General features: G+C 62.9%; 21 protein-coding genes. 17 read left to right on the plus strand and 4 right to left on the minus strand.

Annotated elements, in window-relative coordinates; translation table 11 throughout:
* Positions 1-29: 29 nt before the first annotated feature.
* Positions 30-1,130, minus strand: a complete 1,101-nt coding sequence (locus tag ASB65_RS10740) for a saccharopine dehydrogenase family protein (protein ID WP_060723959.1) — start codon at positions 1,128-1,130, stop codon at positions 30-32.
* Positions 1,131-1,275: 145 nt separating this feature from the next.
* On the opposite strand from ASB65_RS10740, the gene ASB65_RS10745 reads away from it, so the two are divergent.
* A complete protein-coding gene (locus ASB65_RS10745) occupies positions 1,276-1,707 on the plus strand; it encodes an Lrp/AsnC family transcriptional regulator (protein WP_052817598.1) in 432 nt (143 codons plus the stop codon).
* Positions 1,708-1,822: 115 nt separating this feature from the next.
* Here ASB65_RS10745 and ASB65_RS10750 read toward each other — a convergent pair whose 3' ends face one another.
* Complete coding sequence (locus ASB65_RS10750; RefSeq protein ID WP_003509204.1) at positions 1,823-2,191, minus strand: winged helix-turn-helix transcriptional regulator; 369 nt, start codon at positions 2,189-2,191, stop codon at positions 1,823-1,825.
* 142 nt (positions 2,192-2,333) lie between these two features.
* Between ASB65_RS10750 and ASB65_RS10755 the strand changes: the two genes are divergently transcribed.
* The gene (locus ASB65_RS10755) at positions 2,334-3,173 is read left to right on the plus strand and encodes an SDR family oxidoreductase (RefSeq protein ID WP_060723960.1); all 840 of its coding nucleotides are present in this window, start codon (positions 2,334-2,336) and stop codon (positions 3,171-3,173) included.
* 23 nt (positions 3,174-3,196) lie between these two features.
* Here ASB65_RS10755 and ASB65_RS10760 read toward each other — a convergent pair whose 3' ends face one another.
* Positions 3,197-4,837, minus strand: coding sequence for an alpha/beta hydrolase (locus ASB65_RS10760; protein WP_060723961.1), 1,641 nt, complete (start codon positions 4,835-4,837; stop codon positions 3,197-3,199).
* 361 nt (positions 4,838-5,198) lie between these two features.
* On the opposite strand from ASB65_RS10760, the gene ASB65_RS10765 reads away from it, so the two are divergent.
* The 11 genes from ASB65_RS10765 (at position 5,199) to ASB65_RS10815 (ending at position 13,797) form a co-directional block, all read left to right on the plus strand.
* Positions 5,199-5,711 carry a hypothetical protein gene (locus tag ASB65_RS10765; protein ID WP_060723962.1) on the plus strand — a complete coding sequence of 171 codons (513 nt, stop codon included), beginning with the start codon at positions 5,199-5,201 and terminating at the stop codon, positions 5,709-5,711.
* Positions 5,712-5,714: 3 nt separating this feature from the next.
* Positions 5,715-6,974, plus strand: coding sequence for a DNA-packaging protein (locus tag ASB65_RS10770; protein WP_060723963.1), 1,260 nt, complete (start codon positions 5,715-5,717; stop codon positions 6,972-6,974).
* A 446-nt stretch (positions 6,975-7,420) separates the two neighbouring features.
* Positions 7,421-8,059: a hypothetical protein gene (locus tag ASB65_RS10775; protein WP_060723964.1), complete on the plus strand. Its 639-nt coding sequence runs from the start codon at positions 7,421-7,423 to the stop codon at positions 8,057-8,059.
* Between the two features lie 59 nt (positions 8,060-8,118).
* Positions 8,119-8,427 (plus strand): Dabb family protein, encoded by a 309-nt coding sequence (locus tag ASB65_RS10780; protein WP_060724182.1) that lies wholly within the window; start codon positions 8,119-8,121, stop codon positions 8,425-8,427.
* Between the two features lie 255 nt (positions 8,428-8,682).
* Entirely contained in the window at positions 8,683-9,849 is a 1,167-nt protein-coding gene (locus ASB65_RS10785; protein ID WP_060723965.1) for a phage portal protein, read from the plus strand.
* A gap of 195 nt (positions 9,850-10,044) precedes the next feature.
* On the plus strand, positions 10,045-10,365 hold the full coding sequence (locus ASB65_RS10790; RefSeq protein ID WP_003509186.1) for a DUF6107 family protein: 321 nt from the start codon (positions 10,045-10,047) through the stop codon (positions 10,363-10,365).
* A gap of 28 nt (positions 10,366-10,393) precedes the next feature.
* A complete protein-coding gene (locus ASB65_RS10795; protein WP_060723966.1) occupies positions 10,394-11,002 on the plus strand; it encodes an HK97 family phage prohead protease in 609 nt (202 codons plus the stop codon).
* Positions 11,003-11,032: 30 nt separating this feature from the next.
* Entirely contained in the window at positions 11,033-12,301 is a 1,269-nt protein-coding gene (locus ASB65_RS10800; protein WP_060723967.1) for a phage major capsid protein, read from the plus strand.
* Positions 12,302-12,496: 195 nt separating this feature from the next.
* Positions 12,497-13,066 carry a head-tail connector protein gene (locus ASB65_RS10805; protein ID WP_060723968.1) on the plus strand — a complete coding sequence of 190 codons (570 nt, stop codon included), beginning with the start codon at positions 12,497-12,499 and terminating at the stop codon, positions 13,064-13,066.
* A 3-nt stretch (positions 13,067-13,069) separates the two neighbouring features.
* Complete coding sequence (locus ASB65_RS10810) at positions 13,070-13,405, plus strand: phage head closure protein (protein WP_003509836.1); 336 nt, start codon at positions 13,070-13,072, stop codon at positions 13,403-13,405.
* Positions 13,402-13,797 (plus strand): DUF3168 domain-containing protein, encoded by a 396-nt coding sequence (locus ASB65_RS10815; protein WP_003509835.1) that lies wholly within the window; start codon positions 13,402-13,404, stop codon positions 13,795-13,797. The genes ASB65_RS10810 and ASB65_RS10815 overlap by 4 nt, the downstream gene beginning before the upstream one ends.
* A gap of 7 nt (positions 13,798-13,804) precedes the next feature.
* Here the strand turns inward: ASB65_RS10815 and ASB65_RS10820 are convergent, their stop codons facing one another.
* On the minus strand, positions 13,805-15,004 hold the full coding sequence (locus ASB65_RS10820; RefSeq protein WP_060723969.1) for an MFS transporter: 1,200 nt from the start codon (positions 15,002-15,004) through the stop codon (positions 13,805-13,807).
* 90 nt (positions 15,005-15,094) lie between these two features.
* On the opposite strand from ASB65_RS10820, the gene ASB65_RS10825 reads away from it, so the two are divergent.
* From ASB65_RS10825 to ASB65_RS10840, 4 genes are all read left to right on the plus strand, one after another.
* Positions 15,095-15,502 carry a phage major tail protein, TP901-1 family gene (locus ASB65_RS10825; protein ID WP_003509831.1) on the plus strand — a complete coding sequence of 136 codons (408 nt, stop codon included), beginning with the start codon at positions 15,095-15,097 and terminating at the stop codon, positions 15,500-15,502.
* Entirely contained in the window at positions 15,502-15,861 is a 360-nt protein-coding gene (locus tag ASB65_RS10830) for a gene transfer agent family protein (RefSeq protein ID WP_003509829.1), read from the plus strand. The genes ASB65_RS10825 and ASB65_RS10830 overlap by 1 nt, the downstream gene beginning before the upstream one ends.
* Positions 15,858-16,067: a rcc01693 family protein gene (locus tag ASB65_RS10835; RefSeq protein ID WP_003509827.1), complete on the plus strand. Its 210-nt coding sequence runs from the start codon at positions 15,858-15,860 to the stop codon at positions 16,065-16,067. Before ASB65_RS10830 ends, ASB65_RS10835 begins: the two co-directional genes overlap by 4 nt.
* Positions 16,068-16,135: 68 nt before the next feature.
* Positions 16,136-16,717: a phage tail tape measure protein gene (locus tag ASB65_RS10840; RefSeq protein ID WP_060723970.1), complete on the plus strand. Its 582-nt coding sequence runs from the start codon at positions 16,136-16,138 to the stop codon at positions 16,715-16,717.
* The last annotated feature ends 3 nt before the right edge of the window (positions 16,718-16,720 follow it).

Raw genomic sequence — 16,720 nt, forward strand, 5'->3', positions numbered from 1 at the left:
GAGATATTTTTTCGCCCGGTTTATATTTCTCACCCAACCCGCGCCAGCGGCTCATGCGAGCCATAATACCGGCCAAACCGGTTTTCGAGGAACTTCGGCAGCGCCACTTCCTCCTGTCGAACGAAGCCCTTCTGCGGCAGGGCGCCTTCCGCGAGCAGGTCGAGAACCGTGCAGATGCCGGCGGCGGTAGTGATCTGGATGGCGCTCATCATGCGGCCGGAAACCGGGCCGGCATAGACCTTGTTGGCATAGGTTTCCTGCAGGAAGCGGCCGTTGCGGGTGCCGCAGACGGTGACGAAGACGATGACCACATCCTGCATGGTGCCGGGCAGGGCGTTTTCGAACAGGTCCTTCAGCACATCGCGGCGGTTGCGCAGGTTGAGGGCATTCAGAAGCGCCTTCATGATCGCCACATGGCCGGGATAACGGATAGTGCGGTAGTTCATGGTCCGCACCTTACCTTCCAGCGTCGCGCAAAGCGTACCGAGACCGCCCGAGGTGTTGAACGCCTCGTAGGTGATGCCATCGAGCGAGAACTCCTCGCGCTCCTCAAGGGCCGGAACGGCGGTGAGGCGGCCTTCGACGATCGCTTCGCAGGGCTCGATATATTCGTTGATCAGCCCATCGGTGCTCCAGGTGAGGTTGTAGTTGAGCGCATTGGACGGATATTGCGGCAGAGCGCCGACGCGCATGCGCACGCTGTCCAGCTTGTCGAACTTGGCGGCGAGATCGGCAGCGACGATGGAGATGAAGCCGGGGGCGAGGCCGCATTGCGGAATGAGCGCGGTTTCGGCCGTTTCCGCCAGCGCCTTGACCTTGCGGGTGGATTCCACGTCTTCGGTGAGATCGAGATAATGCGTGCCGACGGCAACGGCCGCTTCGGCAATACCCGCCGTCAGGTGGAAGGGGGCGGCGGAGAGCACGGCGAATTTGCCTTTTAGCAGTGCTTCCAGAGCGGGACGGTCGGTAATGTCGACGATTTCGGTGTCGACCCGTTCATGCGCCGGCACATTGGCCAGCTGATCGGCTGAACGATCGGCAACCGTGATGCGATAATCGCCGGTGGCGGCCAGCATCCAGGCGATTGCCGAACCGATATTGCCCGCGCCGATGACGACAATGTTTTTCATGTTTTTGTTCCCCGCAGTAAATTCGCATGTCTGCGCACCGGATGCGCTTTAAAGACAGAATGCCAGCTTTTTTTGACGATTCGCAGCTTCACTATGTGCGGATAGATGGTTAATATTGAGCAATTAGACGACAGGATTGGTCACTATGACGATTGCCGACAAGGACCGGGCGCTGCTCGCCCTGCTTTCCGAAAATGCCCGCATGCCGGTGGCAGAGCTGGCGCGCAAACTCGGCCTTTCGCGCACCACGGTGCAGGCCCGCATTGAGCGGCTGGAGGCGGACGGGGTGATTGCCGGTTATGGCTTGAGGCTTTCGGAAAGCTATCTTTCCGGGCTGGTGCGCGCCCATGTGCTGATCACCATCGCGCCGAAGGCGCTGCCCGGCGTGACGGCGGCACTTGCCGCCATCAAGGAGGTGACGACGCTGCATTCGGTGAGCGGGACCTTCGATCTCATCGCCATTCTGGCCGCTCCTTCGATCCTCGACCTCGACCGGTTGATCGACAGGATCGGCGCGCTTGACGGCGTGGAGCGGACGTTGTCGTCGATCATTCTTTCGACGCGGATTTCGCGGTAGGGATTTTGGGGAGTGCGACAGGCGCAAAGCCCGGTGGGTGCGCGCGATACTTTCTTCTTCCCTCATCCCTGTGACAAGCACAGGGATGAGGGAAGTAAAGGACGGTGACCTTACCCTAAACCACCGCCCGCTCATCATAAGCCCTCTGCGCCGCCATCACCGCGTCGATATTGCCCTCCGCCCAATGGGCAAGTGCCGCCACCGTGTCGGTCAGCGTCCGCCCCAGCGGCGTCAGCGAATATTCGACCGTCACCGGCACAGTCGGAAAGACCTGCCTCGAAATCAGCCCGTCGCGTTCGAGCTTCTTGAGCGTCTGCGACAGGACCTTTTGCGAAATGCCCTTGATCTCCCGCCGCAGCAGGTTGAAGCGCACCGCCTCCACCCGCAGCCGGTCGAGGATCAGCAGCGCCCATTTGTCGGCGATCCTGTCCAGCACCATGCGAGTGGGGCAGCGGTCTTCATAGACGTCATAGATACGTTCCATGGGTTTGTTCCGTCGTTTCAGGGCCATGCCGGTTTCCGCGAGGATACCAGATAACCGAAAAGTGCTCTCTTTTCATGATTTCGTAAACACAGTACCTGTGTTTTCGAAACATGGTTTCCATTAGATACTACGGAGATTTGAGATGGCAGGCAAGATACTCGTAATCGGTTCCACCGGCACCATCGGCACGCCGCTGGTGAAAGCGCTTCTTTCCAAGGGCGAAAGCGTTAAGGCGGCCTCGCGTAGCGGCAACGCCACGGGCGGCGCGGAAGGTGTGCGTTTCGATTATACCGACGCATCGACTTATGCGGATGCCTTCGATGGCGTTGACCGTCTGTTCCTCATCCTGGCTGGCGGTCGTCTGGATGCCATCGACGCGCTGACGCCCGTTGTCGAGGAGGCCGCGCGCCGCAAGGTGAAGATCGTGTTCCTCAGCGTCCTCGGCGTCGATGCCGATGATTCCATTCCCTATCGCCAGATCGAGCTGAAGATCATCGCTTCGGGCACGCCTCACGTCATCCTGCGCCCCAACTGGTTCGCCGATAATTTCCACAGCTACTGGAAGGCGGGCATCGACCATGGCCAGATCGCCGTTCCGGCGGGCGAGGGTAAGTCGAGCTTTATCGATGTTCGCGATATCGCCGACAGCGCCGCTGCCGCGCTGACCTCTGACGCCTTCAATGGCAAGGCTTTCAACCTGACGGGGCCGAAAGCCTTCGGTTACGGGGAGGCCGCTGCGCTCATTTCACAGGCGATCGGCAAGCCGGTTTCTTACGCTGCCGTTTCGGATGAGGTCTTCATCGGCATTCTCACCGGCGCGGGCGTGCCGCAGGACTACGCCTCGTTCCTCGCCTCGATCTTTTATCCCGTGCGCGAAGGCTGGACGGCCGTGGTGACTGGCGATGTCGAAACGTTGACCGGCCACGCTCCGCGTTCACTGGAGACCTATATCGCCGACAATCTGGACCGGCTGAAGGGCTGAAGCTCCAAGCGAGCCCGCCGCGCTCACGCCGGATCGGTGGAACCGCGGCGGGCTTTGAAGAGCATCTTCAGCCGCTGGATTTCCTCAGGGCTCCAGCCACCCGGCGCGGTTACTTCCGTCCATGCATCGATATAATGTTCCGGCGCATAGACATGGCCGTAACCGATCGGTGCTGTGGTGGCGGCGGCGACATCGAGACCGAGCTGCAGCAGGGTCACCACCGGGAACCAGCGGAAGGATGTGGAAACGTCAGGCCCGTGATGCACCATCCATTGCGGCCGCCGGTAAAGTGAGGCGGCCTCGAAGAAGGTTATGGGGTCGCTGGCATATTGCAGATAGACGATCCGCATCGGCCCCCATTCCGCATCGGGCATATGGGCTGTCGTATATTGGTTGGCGAAGCGGATGACGGAGGAATCACGGAAACGCGGCAGCCATTCCGGCGTGCCCTTCACCCGGCCATTGGTGGCCATGCGCCATGTCGGGCTGGAAAAGGGCGGACCGCTCCACAACGCGCCCTGGAAGGGGTCTGCCAGCACATCGTAGAGATCGGAGGATTTCTGCGAATTGAGCGAACCGAGGCTGAGGCCATGCAGGTAAAGCTTCGGCCGCGTTTCCTTCGGCAGCGTGGTCCAGTAGCCATAGACGGCCTCGAACAAGGCACGCGCGGTCTCGACACCGTAGTCCGGCTCCGTCAGCAAGGCGATCCAGCTGGAAAGATAGGAATATTGCACGGCGACGCTGGCGATATCGCCGTCATGCAGATATTCGACCGTATCGAGCGCTTCCGGATCGATCCAGCCGGTGCCGGTGGGAATGACCACCAGAAGCACCTTGCGTTCGAAAGCGCCGACCCGTTTCAATTCCTCCAGCGCTAAGGCCGCTCTTTCTTCCGGCGTCGAAGCCGAGTTGAGGCCCGCATAGACCCTGAGCGGTTCCTTTGCCGGGCGATGGGTGAAGGCGGATATGTCTGCGCCATCAGGGCCTTCGGCGACGAATTCGCGGCCGCGTCGGCCGAGCGATTCCCACGCCATCAGCGAGGCGCTGCTGCCGGTCTTGAGCGGATCGGAAGGGCGCGGCACGTCAGGCTCGATCAGCGCATCCACCTGTTTCAGCGAAGAATCCGCAAATCTGAGACCGATATCGAAGATCAGCCCGTTCAGCAGCATCCATGAGAGGACGATTGCTGCCGCGATGCCGAGCACATTGGCAAGTCTGCGCGGCAGGAAATGACCGCTGCGCGCCGCAAAGAACCGGCGGATAAGCTGGAAAAGCCGGCCTGCGCCGATAAGTACGGCGGCGACCAGCACGGCAAGGCCGCCGGTCTTGGTGGGGTGGGCGCTGGGCAGCGGATCGAGCTCCATCAGAACGCGGATGGAATTCTGCCAGTCCTTCGCCTGCCATAAAAACGCGATTGCGGTGATGGCGGCGGCGAGCGCGATGAGAAAGCGAATGCCGCGCATATTGTGGCGCGAGGGCTCGGGCAGTTCGAGATAGGCCCAGACGGCATGCAGGGCGACACCGATCAAATAACCGATGGCAAAGGAAAAGCCGCACAGCACACCCTGCATCAGCCAGGTTCGCGGCAGGAGCGACGGGGTAAGTGAGGCGCAGAACAGAATAGCGCCAAAGACGATGCCGGTTGCCGAAAGGCCCGCAAACAACCGCCCAACCCATTGTTTCACCAACTTGACTCGCCCCTTCTGCTCACCATCTGGCATCGAGTGTAATATGTGGCGGACGAGGGTGCAAATCCTGTGGTGAGGACAAAAATCACGATAATAGGAAAATAATCCTTTACAGCGTGACGGTGGTTTGATAGTGTTTGGCTACAGTCGGAGATTTGCGGCTGGGTCGCGGTTGGTTCAGAAATATAAGAGCGCTGGATTTTACGAATAACAAGGCTTTGCTCTCTTCCCCCATTCCTGTGACAAGCACAGGAATGAGGGCTGTGTGAGGCACCACCCGCAAATGAACCGCGTCGCATGCCCATGTTCATCTCCATTTCCCTCCCAGGCCAATCCGATGACTAATGCTCATAATTGCGACCCGGCACTCTACGGAGCCTGGCCGGACAGGCCTGCTTATGCGGATGAGGCCGCGCCTGAGATCAAATCGCGGGCAGACAGGCTGGCCGCCGAAGATGCGGCGCGCAACGGCAGTCTGCGGCAATTGCTGAACGAGCTGACGGAGGAGATGCGCGATCAAGTCTGCATGTATCGCAATCTTCGGCAGTCGGGCGAGGCGGGGCCTTTGCCTGACGCCGACGGCCCGGAAGGCAAGCAGGCCCGTGCCGATGTGAAAGTTGCAACGGATCAGCTGTCGCTCATCGTCCGCACTCTGGAGCGGATCGACGCGCTGCAACGGGTGCTGGCGGAAGAGCGGCAAGCGCTGATGGGCGAGGATGAAAACGATACGCAGGATTATGAGGCGGCGGTGGCGCATTTCCTCAAACGCATCGACGAGCTGGCCGAGCAGAAATGCCGCGAGAGGCTGGAGGCGATGGCTGCGTCCGGCATTCCGGCGGGGTCTGACTGAGGTATGGCGGACGTTTTGACCGAAGCGCGCCTTCAGGCGCAGGTCTTCAACCTCCTGCGCGACTGGCGTTTCATCGGCAACCTGCCGCAGCAGCCGCCGGAAGGCGACTGGCGGACATGGCTGCTGATCGGCGGGCGTGGCTCCGGCAAGACCCGCGCAGGGGCGGAATGGGTGCATCATGTCGCCTCCGCCGGCAAGCAGTCGGATTTGCGCATCGCGCTTGTTGCCGAGACGCTGGGCGACGCCCGCGAGGTGATGATCGACGGCATTTCCGGCATCTGCCGCATCGCCCGCCGCCATCGCCCCGCCTTCGAGGTGTCGCGCCGGCGGCTGCTCTGGCCGAATGGCGCGATGGCACAGGTGTTTTCCTCGGAAGACCCGGAAAGCCTGCGTGGCCCGCAATTCCACATGGCCTGGGCGGATGAGCTCGGCAAATGGAAATATCCGCAGGAAACCTGGGACATGCTGCAATTCGGCCTGCGTCTGGGTGAGGTCCCCCGGCAATTGGTGACCACCACGCCGCGGCCCATTCCGCTGCTGAAGGCGCTTCTCGCCGACCCCTCGACACGGGTGGCGCGGATGCCGACGGCGATGAATGCGCGGAATCTCTCGCCCGGTTTTCTGAAAGCCATGCAGGACCGTTACGGCGGCACGCGGCTGGGGCGTCAGGAAATCGGCGGCGAATTGATCGATGAGCGCGAGGGCGCGCTGTGGAAACGCGCCGATCTGGAAGCGATCATCGATGCGGGACATGAACCGCTTGCGCGCATCGTCGTGGCGGTAGATCCGCCCGCAGGTGCCGGTGAACATTCCTGCTGCGGCATTGTCGTGGCGGGGCTCGGCATATCCGGGCGTCTTACGGTGCTGGCAGATTGTTCGGTGGAGGGTGAAACGCCGGCCGGCTGGGCCCGCGCCGTGGTCGCCGCCTTTCGCGGCCACGAGGCGGACCGGGTCGTTGCAGAAGTCAATCAGGGCGGAGAGATGGTTCGGGCCATGCTGCAGAGCGTGGACGCCAACCTGCCGCTGACACTGGTGCGGGCAAGCCGCGGCAAGTTCACCCGCGCCGAACCGGTTGCGGCACTCTACGAGCAGGGCAGGGTGTGCCACGCCGCACGGTTTGAAAAGCTCGAAGACCAGATGACGGATTTCGGGCCGGATGGTCTTTCTTCAGGACGCTCGCCCGACCGGCTGGATGCGCTCGTCTGGGCGATCACGGCGTTGACGACCATGGTGGTGAGTGAACCGAAGGTGCGGGGGATGTGAGGTCAGCAACGATTGGCTCCCGTGAATGAGAGCCAATTACCGGTCGAGCGGATGCCGCCTGTTTCTTCTCCCCGGCGGGGAAAAGAAAAGCGGGGTACCGTCAACGCCCGAGTTCGGGCGTCTGGCGGATATTACTTCTTCGGGGATTGTGCCGGCTTCGGCTGGGAGCCGGTTTCGCGCATCTGGCGCCACTCGTTTTCGAGCCGGTCATAAACGGTCTGGGGGATTGTCGCTGTCATGGCATTCCTCCTTGAATGGTTAACGCTGCAGGATTGCGCGGTGAATGGAGTTAGCGCGCTAAGGTTCCGGAATTCAAGGAATTTTTTACCCCAAAACCACGGGGCGCGGATTAAAATCGATTAAGGTTTTTTCAAATCGATTTAGTTCCGGCGACTGTCATGTGGAAAAACCCGGCGTCGTATCGCCCATCATTTTCAGGAGCAGTCATGGCCTATGACGAGGCGCGATTCTTCGCGTCGGCGCGGATTTCTATTTTTCGCGGTCGCCTGCGCACCGCCCAGCTTGCCGGCACGAAAACGATGCTGGCAGGGTTCGAAAAGGCGATGCCGGGCGGCGATCCGCGCTGGCTCGCCTATATGCTGGCGACGGCCTTTCACGAGACGGCAGCGACCATGCAGCCCGTGCGCGAAACCCTGGCGGCAAGCGACGCGGAAGCGATGACAAGGCTCGACCGCGCCTTTGCGGCGGGCAGGTTGCCCATGGTGCGCAAGCCCTATTGGCGGCCGGACACCGAGGGTAAGAGCTGGCTGGGGCGCGGCTTCGTGCAGCTGACGCATCGGCGCAATTACGAGGCCATGTCGGCGCTGACTGGCGTTGACCTTCTGGAGCGGCCGGAGCGGGCCATGGAGGCGGAGGTGGCCACCACGATCCTGATTCACGGCATGTCGGGCGGCGGCTTCACCGGCCGCAGGCTCTCAGATTTCTTCAGCGACAGGCGCGAGGATTGGGATGGTGCCCGGGCCATCATCAATGGCAGCGACAGGGCGCGGCTTGTAGGCGGTTACGGGCGCGCATTTCATCACGCGCTTGTCGCTGCCCGGATTGAACCCGGGCGGGCCAGATGATAACCCGTTACCCGGTACCGAAAAGGCCGCCTTTTTAAGTTTGCATGACAGGTGACCCCGTGATCCGCCATATCGTCTTTTTCACCGTTCCCGAGGAAAACCGCGACGCCGTGCGCAAGGGGCTTTCCGGCCTCACCGCGATACCGCATTCGCTGAAACTGGAAATCGGCGAGAACGTGAAGAAGGACCAATGGGGCAACTCGGTCGATTTCATCGTCTATGGCGAGTTCGAAAACGAGGCGGCGCGGGCGGCTTACAAGGCCGATCCCGCCTATGATCTTTCGACCCGCACGGTAAAGCCGTTGCGCGAGACCCGCGTTGCCGCAGATTTCGACAGCGATACGGCGGTGAAAGCGCCGATCCGGTAACGTCCGCTTCCGCCTGCGAAGGTGGCGCGCATCCGCACGTAGTCTACTGATAACGGGCGCAAACCTTTCCTTTGTCGTGGGGCTGAGGCCCCATCTCCCTCATTCCTGTGCTTGTCACAGGAATCCAGTCGGCGCCTCTGCGCGACGAGAGGACTCTTTTCAGCCCAAAGACTTGGGCTGGCTGGATCCCTGCGACGAGCACAGGGATGAGGGCCGACCAGAGGTCTGAGCGGCCATCAAAACAAGGACAACTCCATGCGATTTCCCTTTTCCCTGCCGCGCAAGCGCCCGGCGGATGGCAGAGCCGTGCCTGAAAGCCGGAAAATGGCTGATGGCTTCATGGCGGTGGCGGTGCAGGGCGGGCAGGCCTTCTGGTCCGGCCGGTCCTATGCCGCACTTGCCCGCGAAGGTTTCATGAAAAACCCGGTGGCGCACCGCGCCGCCCGCATGGTGGCGGAAACATCCGCCTCGGTCAGCTGGCTGCTCTATGATGGCGAAGAGGAACTGGCCGATCATCCGCTGCTGGCGCTGCTTTTAAAACCGAGCGCCCATATGGGCGGGCCGGATTTTTTCGAGGCGCTTTATGGCCACCTCATGCTGGCCGGAAATGCCTATATCGAGCCGTTAACGGTGGGTGGGCAGTTGCGTGAACTGCATCTGTTGCGGCCCGACCGGGTGAGCATCGTCGAAGGATCGGACGGCTGGCCGGTGGCCTTTGATTACCGTGCCGAGGGCCGGGCATCCCGGCGCATCGCCGCCGAGCGCGACGGGCTAGGGCTGTTGCACCTGAAACTCTTTCACCCGCTGGATGACCGGGCGGGTTTTGCGCCGCTCGCTTCCGCAGGGGCCGCGCTTGATCTGCACAATGCAGCAAGCCAGTGGAACAAGCGCCTGCTCGACAATTCCGCCCGGCCTTCCGGGGCGCTGGTCTACCAGCCGAAGGAAGGCGGCAATCTCTCCACCGAGCAATATGAGCGGCTGAAGCGTGAGCTGGAGGAAGGTTATCAGGGGGCGATGAATGCCGGCCGTCCGCTGTTGCTGGAAGGCGTGCTGGACTGGAAGGCCATGGGTCTTTCGCCGCGCGACATGGATTTTCTGGAGGCCCGCAACGGCGCGGCGCGCGATATCGCGCTCTCGCTCGGCGTGCCGCCGATGCTCATCGGCATTCCCGGCGACAATACCTATGCCAATTACCAGGAGGCGAACCGCGCCTTTTATCGTCTGACCGTCCTGCCGCTCGTTTATCGCACGGCGGCGAGGCTCTGCGGCTGGCTTTCTCCGGTCTTCGGCTCGGGGTTGAGGCTCGAACCTGATCTCGACCGGATTGCCGGGCTTGCCGGCGAGCGGGATGCGCTCTGGGCACGCATCGGCGCGGCATCATTCCTGAGCGACGAAGAAAAGCGCGAAGCCGTCGGTTATTGATCACCGACCCGGCGGGATCGAAGCCCCGGCCTCGTGTTCAATCATTTTCTGAAGAAGCGGAATCTCCCTGTGAGGTCTTCCGCACAAGCGATTCCGAAGACTCACAAAATCACCCGGCGCAGGCGCGCAAAAAGCGCCTGCGTGCGACGCGGCGCGTCCGCCCGATAACAACATCCTAGAACGGAATGATTACCCATGTCTGAATTCGCCAATGAGGCCGGCATCTGGGCCGCCCGCATCACCGGCGCCGTGGCGGGCGCGGGTGTGTCGCTCGTCTACCTCCTGCCGAAAAGCAAACGTGAGGCTGCGAGCCGTTTCATCACCGGCGTGTCCTGCGGCATGATCTTCGGCGGGCCGATCGGCCTGTGGATCGTGCAGCAGCTCGATATTGCCGGCGCGCTTTCGGGGCGGGAAATCATGGTGGCGGGGTCCGCCGCCGCCAGCATGGGGGCCTGGTGGGGGCTGGGCGTGCTGGTGCGTATCGCCGACCGTTACAGCGCCCGCCCGCGCGCCTGACACTTCCTTCACATCGCAGGAGTTTTCCATGCACGTTTATCGCGGGTCGCGTCCCGCCACGCGCAAATTCGCCAATCTGGAGCTGCGCGGCATTACCAGCGACGGCACCTTTTCCGGCTATGCCAGCGTCTTCGGCGAGATCGATCTCGGTCAGGATGTCATCGAGCGCGGGGCTTTCCGCCGCTCCATCGAGGAGCGGGGCGCGGCCGGCATCCGCATGCTCTATCAGCACGACCCTGCCGAGCCGATCGGTGCCTGGCGCACCATCCGCGAGGATGAGCGCGGCCTTTATGTCGAGGGCGTCCTCGCGCCCGGCGTCGCCCGCTCCCGCGAGGTGCATTCGCTGATGAAGACCGGCGCGCTGGACGGGCTGTCGATCGGCTTTCGCACCGTACGTTCGAGTAAAGAGGGGCGTTCCAGTAAGGATGGGCGCTCCGGCAAGGCGGCGGGCTCAGGCGTCCGGCGCATTCTGGAGGCCGATCTCTGGGAAATTTCGGTCGTGACCTTCCCGATGCTGCCGTCCGCGCGAGTTTCCGACGTCAAGCACGCCCGCTTCTTCCGCGACCGCGAGACCGAGCTGGTGCGCAACATGCGTCGCGCTGCCCGCTCGCTGTTCGACACGGCATTCAAACGCTGACTTCCGGACAATCACCCACAAGGAAACGACATGACAGAACAGATGACGAAACCGGCCCCGATGACTGTTGCACCGCAGGTGAAGGCCGTGCCCGATACGGTGACGGCCGCCTTCGATGAGTTCATGGAGGCCTTCGAGGCCTTCCGCGAAACCAACGACCAGCGGCTTGCCGATATCGAGCGCAAGATGGGGGCAGATGTCGTGACCCGCGACAAGCTCGACCGTATCGACAGGGCGCTCGACGACAACCGCCGGATCATGGACGATCTGGCGCTGAAAAAGGCGCGCCCCGCGCTTGGCCGCAAGGACGCGCTTTCCCACGATGCCGAGGAGCACAAGGCCGCTTTCGAGGCCTATATCCGCCGCGGTGAGGAAGGCGCGCTGCGCGATCTGGAGGCGAAGGCTTTTGCCGGCTCGACCGGAGCCGATGGCGGCTTCCTGCTGCCGAGCGAGACGGATGGCGAGATCGGCCGGCGCATGACGGCGATTTCGCCGATCCGCGCACTGGCAACCGTGCGGCAGGTTTCCGCCGCCGTGCTGAAGAAACCCTTCTCGCCCGGCGGCATGACGACCGGCTGGGTCTCCGAAACGGCGGCACGACCGCAGACGGCAACGCCGCAGCTTGCCGAGCTTTCCTTTCCAACGATGGAGCTTTACGCCATGCCGGCGGCCACGCAGGGCCTGCTGGATGATGCCGCCGTCGATATCGAGGCCTGGATTGCTTCCGAGGTGGACATCGCTTTCGCCGAACAGGAGGCCGCCGCTTTCATCGCCGGCGATGGCGCCAGCAAGCCCAAGGGTTTCCTCTCCTATACCACCGTCGCCAATGATAGCTGGAGCTGGGGTAACATCGGTTATGTCGCGACCGGCGTTTCGGCCGGCTTTGCTTCCGCCGGGCCGATGGATGTGCTGCTCGATGCCGTCTATGCGCTGAAGGCCGGCCACCGCCAGAACGGCACCTTCCTGATGAACCGCAAGACGCAAGGGGCGCTGCGCCGCTTCAAGGATACGAGCGGCGCCTATCTGTGGCACCCGCCCGCCGCCGCCGGCCAGCCGGCCTCGCTGATGGGCTTCCCGGTGACGGAGGCGGAAGACATGCCGAATGTGGCGGCCAACAGCTTTGCCATCGCCTTTGGCGATTTCCGCGCCGGCTATCTCGTCGTTGATCGTACCGGCGTGCGCACCCTGCGCGATCCCTATTCGGCCAAACCCTATGTGCTGTTCTACACCACCAAGCGTGTGGGCGGCGGCGTGCAGAATTTCGAGGCGATCAAGCTGGTGAAATTCGGGGTGAATTGACCGCCGACCTTGCGGCCCTTTCTTCTCCCCGCCGGGGAGAAGATGCCCGAAGGGCAGATGAGGGGGCAACATTGCGGAATATCTCTACCGTCGCCCCCTCATCCCGCTGCCGCGGACTTCTCCCCCTCGGGGAGAAGAGATTCGTTGCACCCGCTCGCTTATCCAGCCTGTAATTGCCGTCATCCCGGAGACCCCATGACCTACGCCCTCATTCATCCGCCGCAGGCGGAGCCGCTGACGCTTGCCGAGGTCAAGGCGCATCTGCGCCTCGACAGCGGCGACGAGGACGCGCTTCTTGCCGCGCTCATCCGCACCGCCCGCGAGCATCTGGAACGCACGAGCGGGCTTTGCCTCCTCCGTCAGACCTGGCGGCTTTATCTCGACCGGTGGCCGCAGACGGGCGTGATTCTGATTGGCAGGACACCGGTGCAAGCCATCGAAACGATTCTGGTTTTTGACGGAGAGGGGCGCTCGGCAGACATCACCGCCGGGGAGAAATTGCTCGACGGTGCGGCGCGGCCGGCGAGGCTGTGGCTGCGCGATCCGCCGGCTCCCGGCCGGGCGATGAACGGCATCGAGATCGATTTCATTGCCGGTTACGGCGAAGCGGGAACGGATGTGCCCGACACGCTGAAACGCGCCATGCTGATGCATGTGGCACAGATGTTCGCCTTTCGCGGTGCTGTCGCCCCGGAAAACCAGCCCGCGGCCGTTCCCGCCGGCTACGAGCGGCTGGTTGCGCCCTTCTGCCGTCTGGGGCTTTGAGACATGAACCTTGTTTTTCTCGATCCCGGCAAGCTGACGGCGCGGCTGGAACTGGACGTGCGGACCGAAACGCCGGACGGGCAGGGTGGTGCTGCGGAAAGCTGGAATTTCCTGCGGTCGCTCTGGGCTGCGATCGAACCCGTTTCGGAGGCATCCCATGAACGGGCCTCGGCCGAGGGCGTGACGATCACCCACCGCGTCTGGCTGGCTTACCGCGCTGACATCATTGCTGGCATGCGCTTTCGCAAGGGCCGCCGCATTCTGGCGATCCGGGCGGTGATGGACCCGGATGAGACATGTCGCTTCATCGTCTGCCGTTGCGAGGAGGAAAGCCGATGAGCGCCGCAAACCCGCTTCTGCAGGCGATTTTCGCGCGACTGACCGGCGATGCGGTGCTGACGGCGCTCATCCCCGGCGGCATCGTCGACCGGCTTCTGCCGCGCGCGGTTCTGCCTTGCATCGTTATCGATGATCTCGAAAGCAGGGATTATTCGACCGCCACGGAAAAGGCCGAGGAACATTTCCTGTCGCTGCAGATATGGAGCGATGCCAATGGCCGCAAGGGTGCGGGAGAGATCACCGCTCGTGTCATGAGCCTGCTCGATGATGCGGCGCTGCCGATTGCCGGGGTCTCTCTCGTCAATCTGCATCTTCTCTCCAGCCGCTCGCGGCGCGAGGCGAAGACCCGGAATTTCATCATCGAGATGCGTTTCAGGGCGGTGACGGAGTAGTGCCGTTTCAGGCGTTCTGCCTGCGCACGGTTTTCCACAGGACGATCAGGAGCACAAACGAAATGGCGATCAGCACGGCGGCGACGCCAAGCATGGCCGCCACCCCGCCGCGATCCAGCGCCAGCGTGAAAATAACAGGTGCAACGGCAATGGCGAGGTTCTGCGGCAGGGAGATACGCGCGGCCTGCAGCCCATATTCCTCCGGGGAAAATACCGCCAGCGGCAGCACGGCCCGGCTGACGGTGAGCACACCGGCGCCGAAACCGAAAAAAATGATGAAACCGATGAAAGCCGGCATGGCCGGGGCAAAGCCAAGCAACAGCAGCAGCGACACGAGCAGAAGACAGAAGCCGATCATGGCGGTGAGGAAGGGGCTGCCGCGTTTCCCAAGCAGGAAATCCAGCCCGCGCGCCGTAATTGCCAGCAGGCTGCGCGCCGATGCCAGCTGGACGGCAAGTGATTGCGTTGCGCCCGCCTGAACGAGCAGCAGCGGCAGGAGCGGCGACAGGCCGAAGGTCGTAAAGGCGCTGATCGTCGTCATGGCCGCCAGAAGCAGAAAAGCCCGGCGTGTATCGACTGGCGTGGACGAAAGGGCGTCGGCTTTCTGCCGCTTCGCTTCCTTGCGGGGCGGACGGTCGGGAAGGATGAAGAAATAGAGCGGCAGAAGCACGAAGAGCTGCAGACAGGCATAGAGCAGAAGTGTGCCGCGCCAGCCGAGATGCTGTTCCGCCAGCGCGGTGACGGGCAGGAAAACCGCGCCCGAAAGCCCGGTGAACAGCATCAGAAGCGTCAGCAACCGGCCGCTTTCCGCACCCACACGCTCCACCACGGCGGTATGGGCCGCCGTCGTCAACCCGCAGGTTGCGGCCAGACCCATTACGGCCCAGCCGAAAAGATAGCTTGTGACACCGCCCGAAAAGGCGAGCACGGCAAAGCCGGCGGCAAAGAGTACTGAGCCGGCCACCAGCACAGGCGCCGCGCCGCGCTGGACGAGCATTCTTCCCAGCAGCGGGCCGCAAAGCGCGCTGATCAGCATCATGATGGTGAGGCCGGCAAAAACGATCTCGTTGCCGATCGCCAGTTCGCCGCCGATCCGTGGCGCCAGAATGGCCAGCATGTCGAACCCGCTGCCCCAGCTGATGATCTGCCCAAGCGCCAGCACGCCGATAAGGCGCACGCGGGACGTCATGGAGGCGGCGTCGGACATGGTGAGATCGCGGGGTGCGAGGTGCGGGAAACCATTTGGTAGCAGGCCCGCTGCACCCCCGCAACCGCAATTTAAATGAAAGGAAACAACATGGTGGCGCAGAAGGGCAAGGACCTGCTGCTGAAGATCGACAATGCCAGTGTCTTTGCGACCGTGGCGGGGCTCAGAACAAAACGGCTGGCCTTCAATGCGCAGGCGGTCGACGTGACGGATGCCGAAAGCGCCGGGCGCTGGCGCGAGCTTCTCGCCGGCGCGGGCGTGCAGCGGGCATCGCTCACGGCCTCCGGCATCTTCAAGGACCAGGCGAGCGATGCGCTGGTGCGCGACGCATTTTTTGCGGGCAGCATTCCCGGCTGGCAGATCGTCATTCCCGATTTCGGCTCTATTGCCGGCCCCTTCCAGATCGTCGCGCTCGAATATTCCGGCCGCCACGATGGCGAAGTGCAATTCGAGATCGCGCTGGAATCGGCCGGTCTTCTCACATTCGGAGTGCTATGATGCCTGAGCGTTTGCGTTACGGGCGGGCGAACCGCCATCGCGGCGAGATAGAAGCGCTGATAGACGGTGAAAGGCGCATCCTGTGCCTGACGCTCGGGGCTCTTGCCGAACTCGAAACCGCCTTTGAAGCCGATGACCTCACCGCGCTCGCTGAACGTTTCGCGAGCGGGCGCATGAAGGCGGTGGACATGATCCGGGTGATCGGCGCGGGCCTGCGCGGCGCGGGCAACGTCTTTTCCGACGAGGATGTGGCCGCCGCCACGGTGGAAGGCGGCATTGCCGGCCACGCCGCGATCGTTGCCGATCTTCTGACCGCGACTTTCGGCGGTTTGAAAGGCGAGACGCCACCGGACCCTTGAGTGCCGCAGCAGGCGAGGCGACGCCGCGCCCATTCCCCTGGGACGCGGTGATCCATACCGGCCTCTTCCTGCTGCGGCTTTCCTCCGAAACCTTCTGGATGATGACCCCGAGGGAATTTTTCGCGATGACGGGCGGCAGCGCCGTTTCGCGCGGCCCTGACCGTCAGGCCATGGAGGGGATGATGCGGCAGTTTCCGGATGGGTGAGTTGATCTCAAAAACGAATGGCATTTCAAAATTTTGCGGCTCCGGTTTGAATCAGAAAGGCAAGCGCGATGACGGGCGAAAGATCGATTGCGGAGAACCGGGAAGAGGCGGAGGCGCTCTCGGAGGTGATGGGTGATCTCGAGCGGCGTTCCGAGCGGTTCGGTGCGGCCCTGACCTCGGCCCTGCAGGCGGCGGCGACCGGCGGCAAGGGGCTGGACGATGTGTTGCGTGGGCTTGGCCAACGGCTGTCCGGCATCGCGCTTTCGGCCGGGCTGAAACCGCTGGAGAGCATGATTGGCGATGCCGTCGGCGGGTTGTTGAACGGCGGCGGTTCGCTGTTCGCCTTTGCCGATGGCGGGGTGCCGGGGCGCAGCATCACGCCTTTTGCTGATGGCGGGGGGGTCTCCAGCCCCGCTTTTTTTCCGATGGGCGGCGGGCTTGGCCTGATGGGCGAGGCGGGGGCGGAAGCGATTTTGCCGCTGAAGCGCGGTTCGGATGGCGCCCTCGGTGTTGCCGCACCTGCGGGCGGCGGCGGGGCGCAGATCGTTTTTAACGTGACGGCGACGGATGCTGCAAGCTTCCGCAAAAGTGAAGGCCAGATCGCCGCCATGCTGGCGCGCAGCGTCGGGCGCGGCCAGCGCGGATTGTGACGC

The organism is Agrobacterium tumefaciens str. B6, assembly GCF_001541315.1.
GTDB lineage: Bacteria > Pseudomonadota > Alphaproteobacteria > Rhizobiales > Rhizobiaceae > Agrobacterium > Agrobacterium radiobacter.

Coding starts and splice junctions, on each gene's coding strand:
- ASB65_RS10740 (WP_060723959.1), bottom strand. CDS start 1,130: ATGAAAAACATTGTCGTCATCGGCGCGGGCAATATCGGTTCGGCAATC.
- ASB65_RS10745 (WP_052817598.1), top strand. CDS start 1,276: ATGACGATTGCCGACAAGGACCGGGCGCTGCTCGCCCTGCTTTCCGAA.
- ASB65_RS10750 (WP_003509204.1), bottom strand. CDS start 2,191: ATGGAACGTATCTATGACGTCTATGAAGACCGCTGCCCCACTCGCATG.
- ASB65_RS10755 (WP_060723960.1), top strand. CDS start 2,334: ATGGCAGGCAAGATACTCGTAATCGGTTCCACCGGCACCATCGGCACG.
- ASB65_RS10765 (WP_060723962.1), top strand. CDS start 5,199: ATGACTAATGCTCATAATTGCGACCCGGCACTCTACGGAGCCTGGCCG.
- ASB65_RS10770 (WP_060723963.1), top strand. CDS start 5,715: ATGGCGGACGTTTTGACCGAAGCGCGCCTTCAGGCGCAGGTCTTCAAC.
- ASB65_RS10775 (WP_060723964.1), top strand. CDS start 7,421: ATGGCCTATGACGAGGCGCGATTCTTCGCGTCGGCGCGGATTTCTATT.
- ASB65_RS10785 (WP_060723965.1), top strand. CDS start 8,683: ATGCGATTTCCCTTTTCCCTGCCGCGCAAGCGCCCGGCGGATGGCAGA.
- ASB65_RS10790 (WP_003509186.1), top strand. CDS start 10,045: ATGTCTGAATTCGCCAATGAGGCCGGCATCTGGGCCGCCCGCATCACC.
- ASB65_RS10795 (WP_060723966.1), top strand. CDS start 10,394: ATGCACGTTTATCGCGGGTCGCGTCCCGCCACGCGCAAATTCGCCAAT.
- ASB65_RS10800 (WP_060723967.1), top strand. CDS start 11,033: ATGACAGAACAGATGACGAAACCGGCCCCGATGACTGTTGCACCGCAG.
- ASB65_RS10805 (WP_060723968.1), top strand. CDS start 12,497: ATGACCTACGCCCTCATTCATCCGCCGCAGGCGGAGCCGCTGACGCTT.
- ASB65_RS10810 (WP_003509836.1), top strand. CDS start 13,070: ATGAACCTTGTTTTTCTCGATCCCGGCAAGCTGACGGCGCGGCTGGAA.
- ASB65_RS10815 (WP_003509835.1), top strand. CDS start 13,402: ATGAGCGCCGCAAACCCGCTTCTGCAGGCGATTTTCGCGCGACTGACC.
- ASB65_RS10820 (WP_060723969.1), bottom strand. CDS start 15,004: ATGTCCGACGCCGCCTCCATGACGTCCCGCGTGCGCCTTATCGGCGTG.
- ASB65_RS10825 (WP_003509831.1), top strand. CDS start 15,095: ATGGTGGCGCAGAAGGGCAAGGACCTGCTGCTGAAGATCGACAATGCC.
- ASB65_RS10830 (WP_003509829.1), top strand. CDS start 15,502: ATGCCTGAGCGTTTGCGTTACGGGCGGGCGAACCGCCATCGCGGCGAG.
- ASB65_RS10840 (WP_060723970.1), top strand. CDS start 16,136: ATGACGGGCGAAAGATCGATTGCGGAGAACCGGGAAGAGGCGGAGGCG.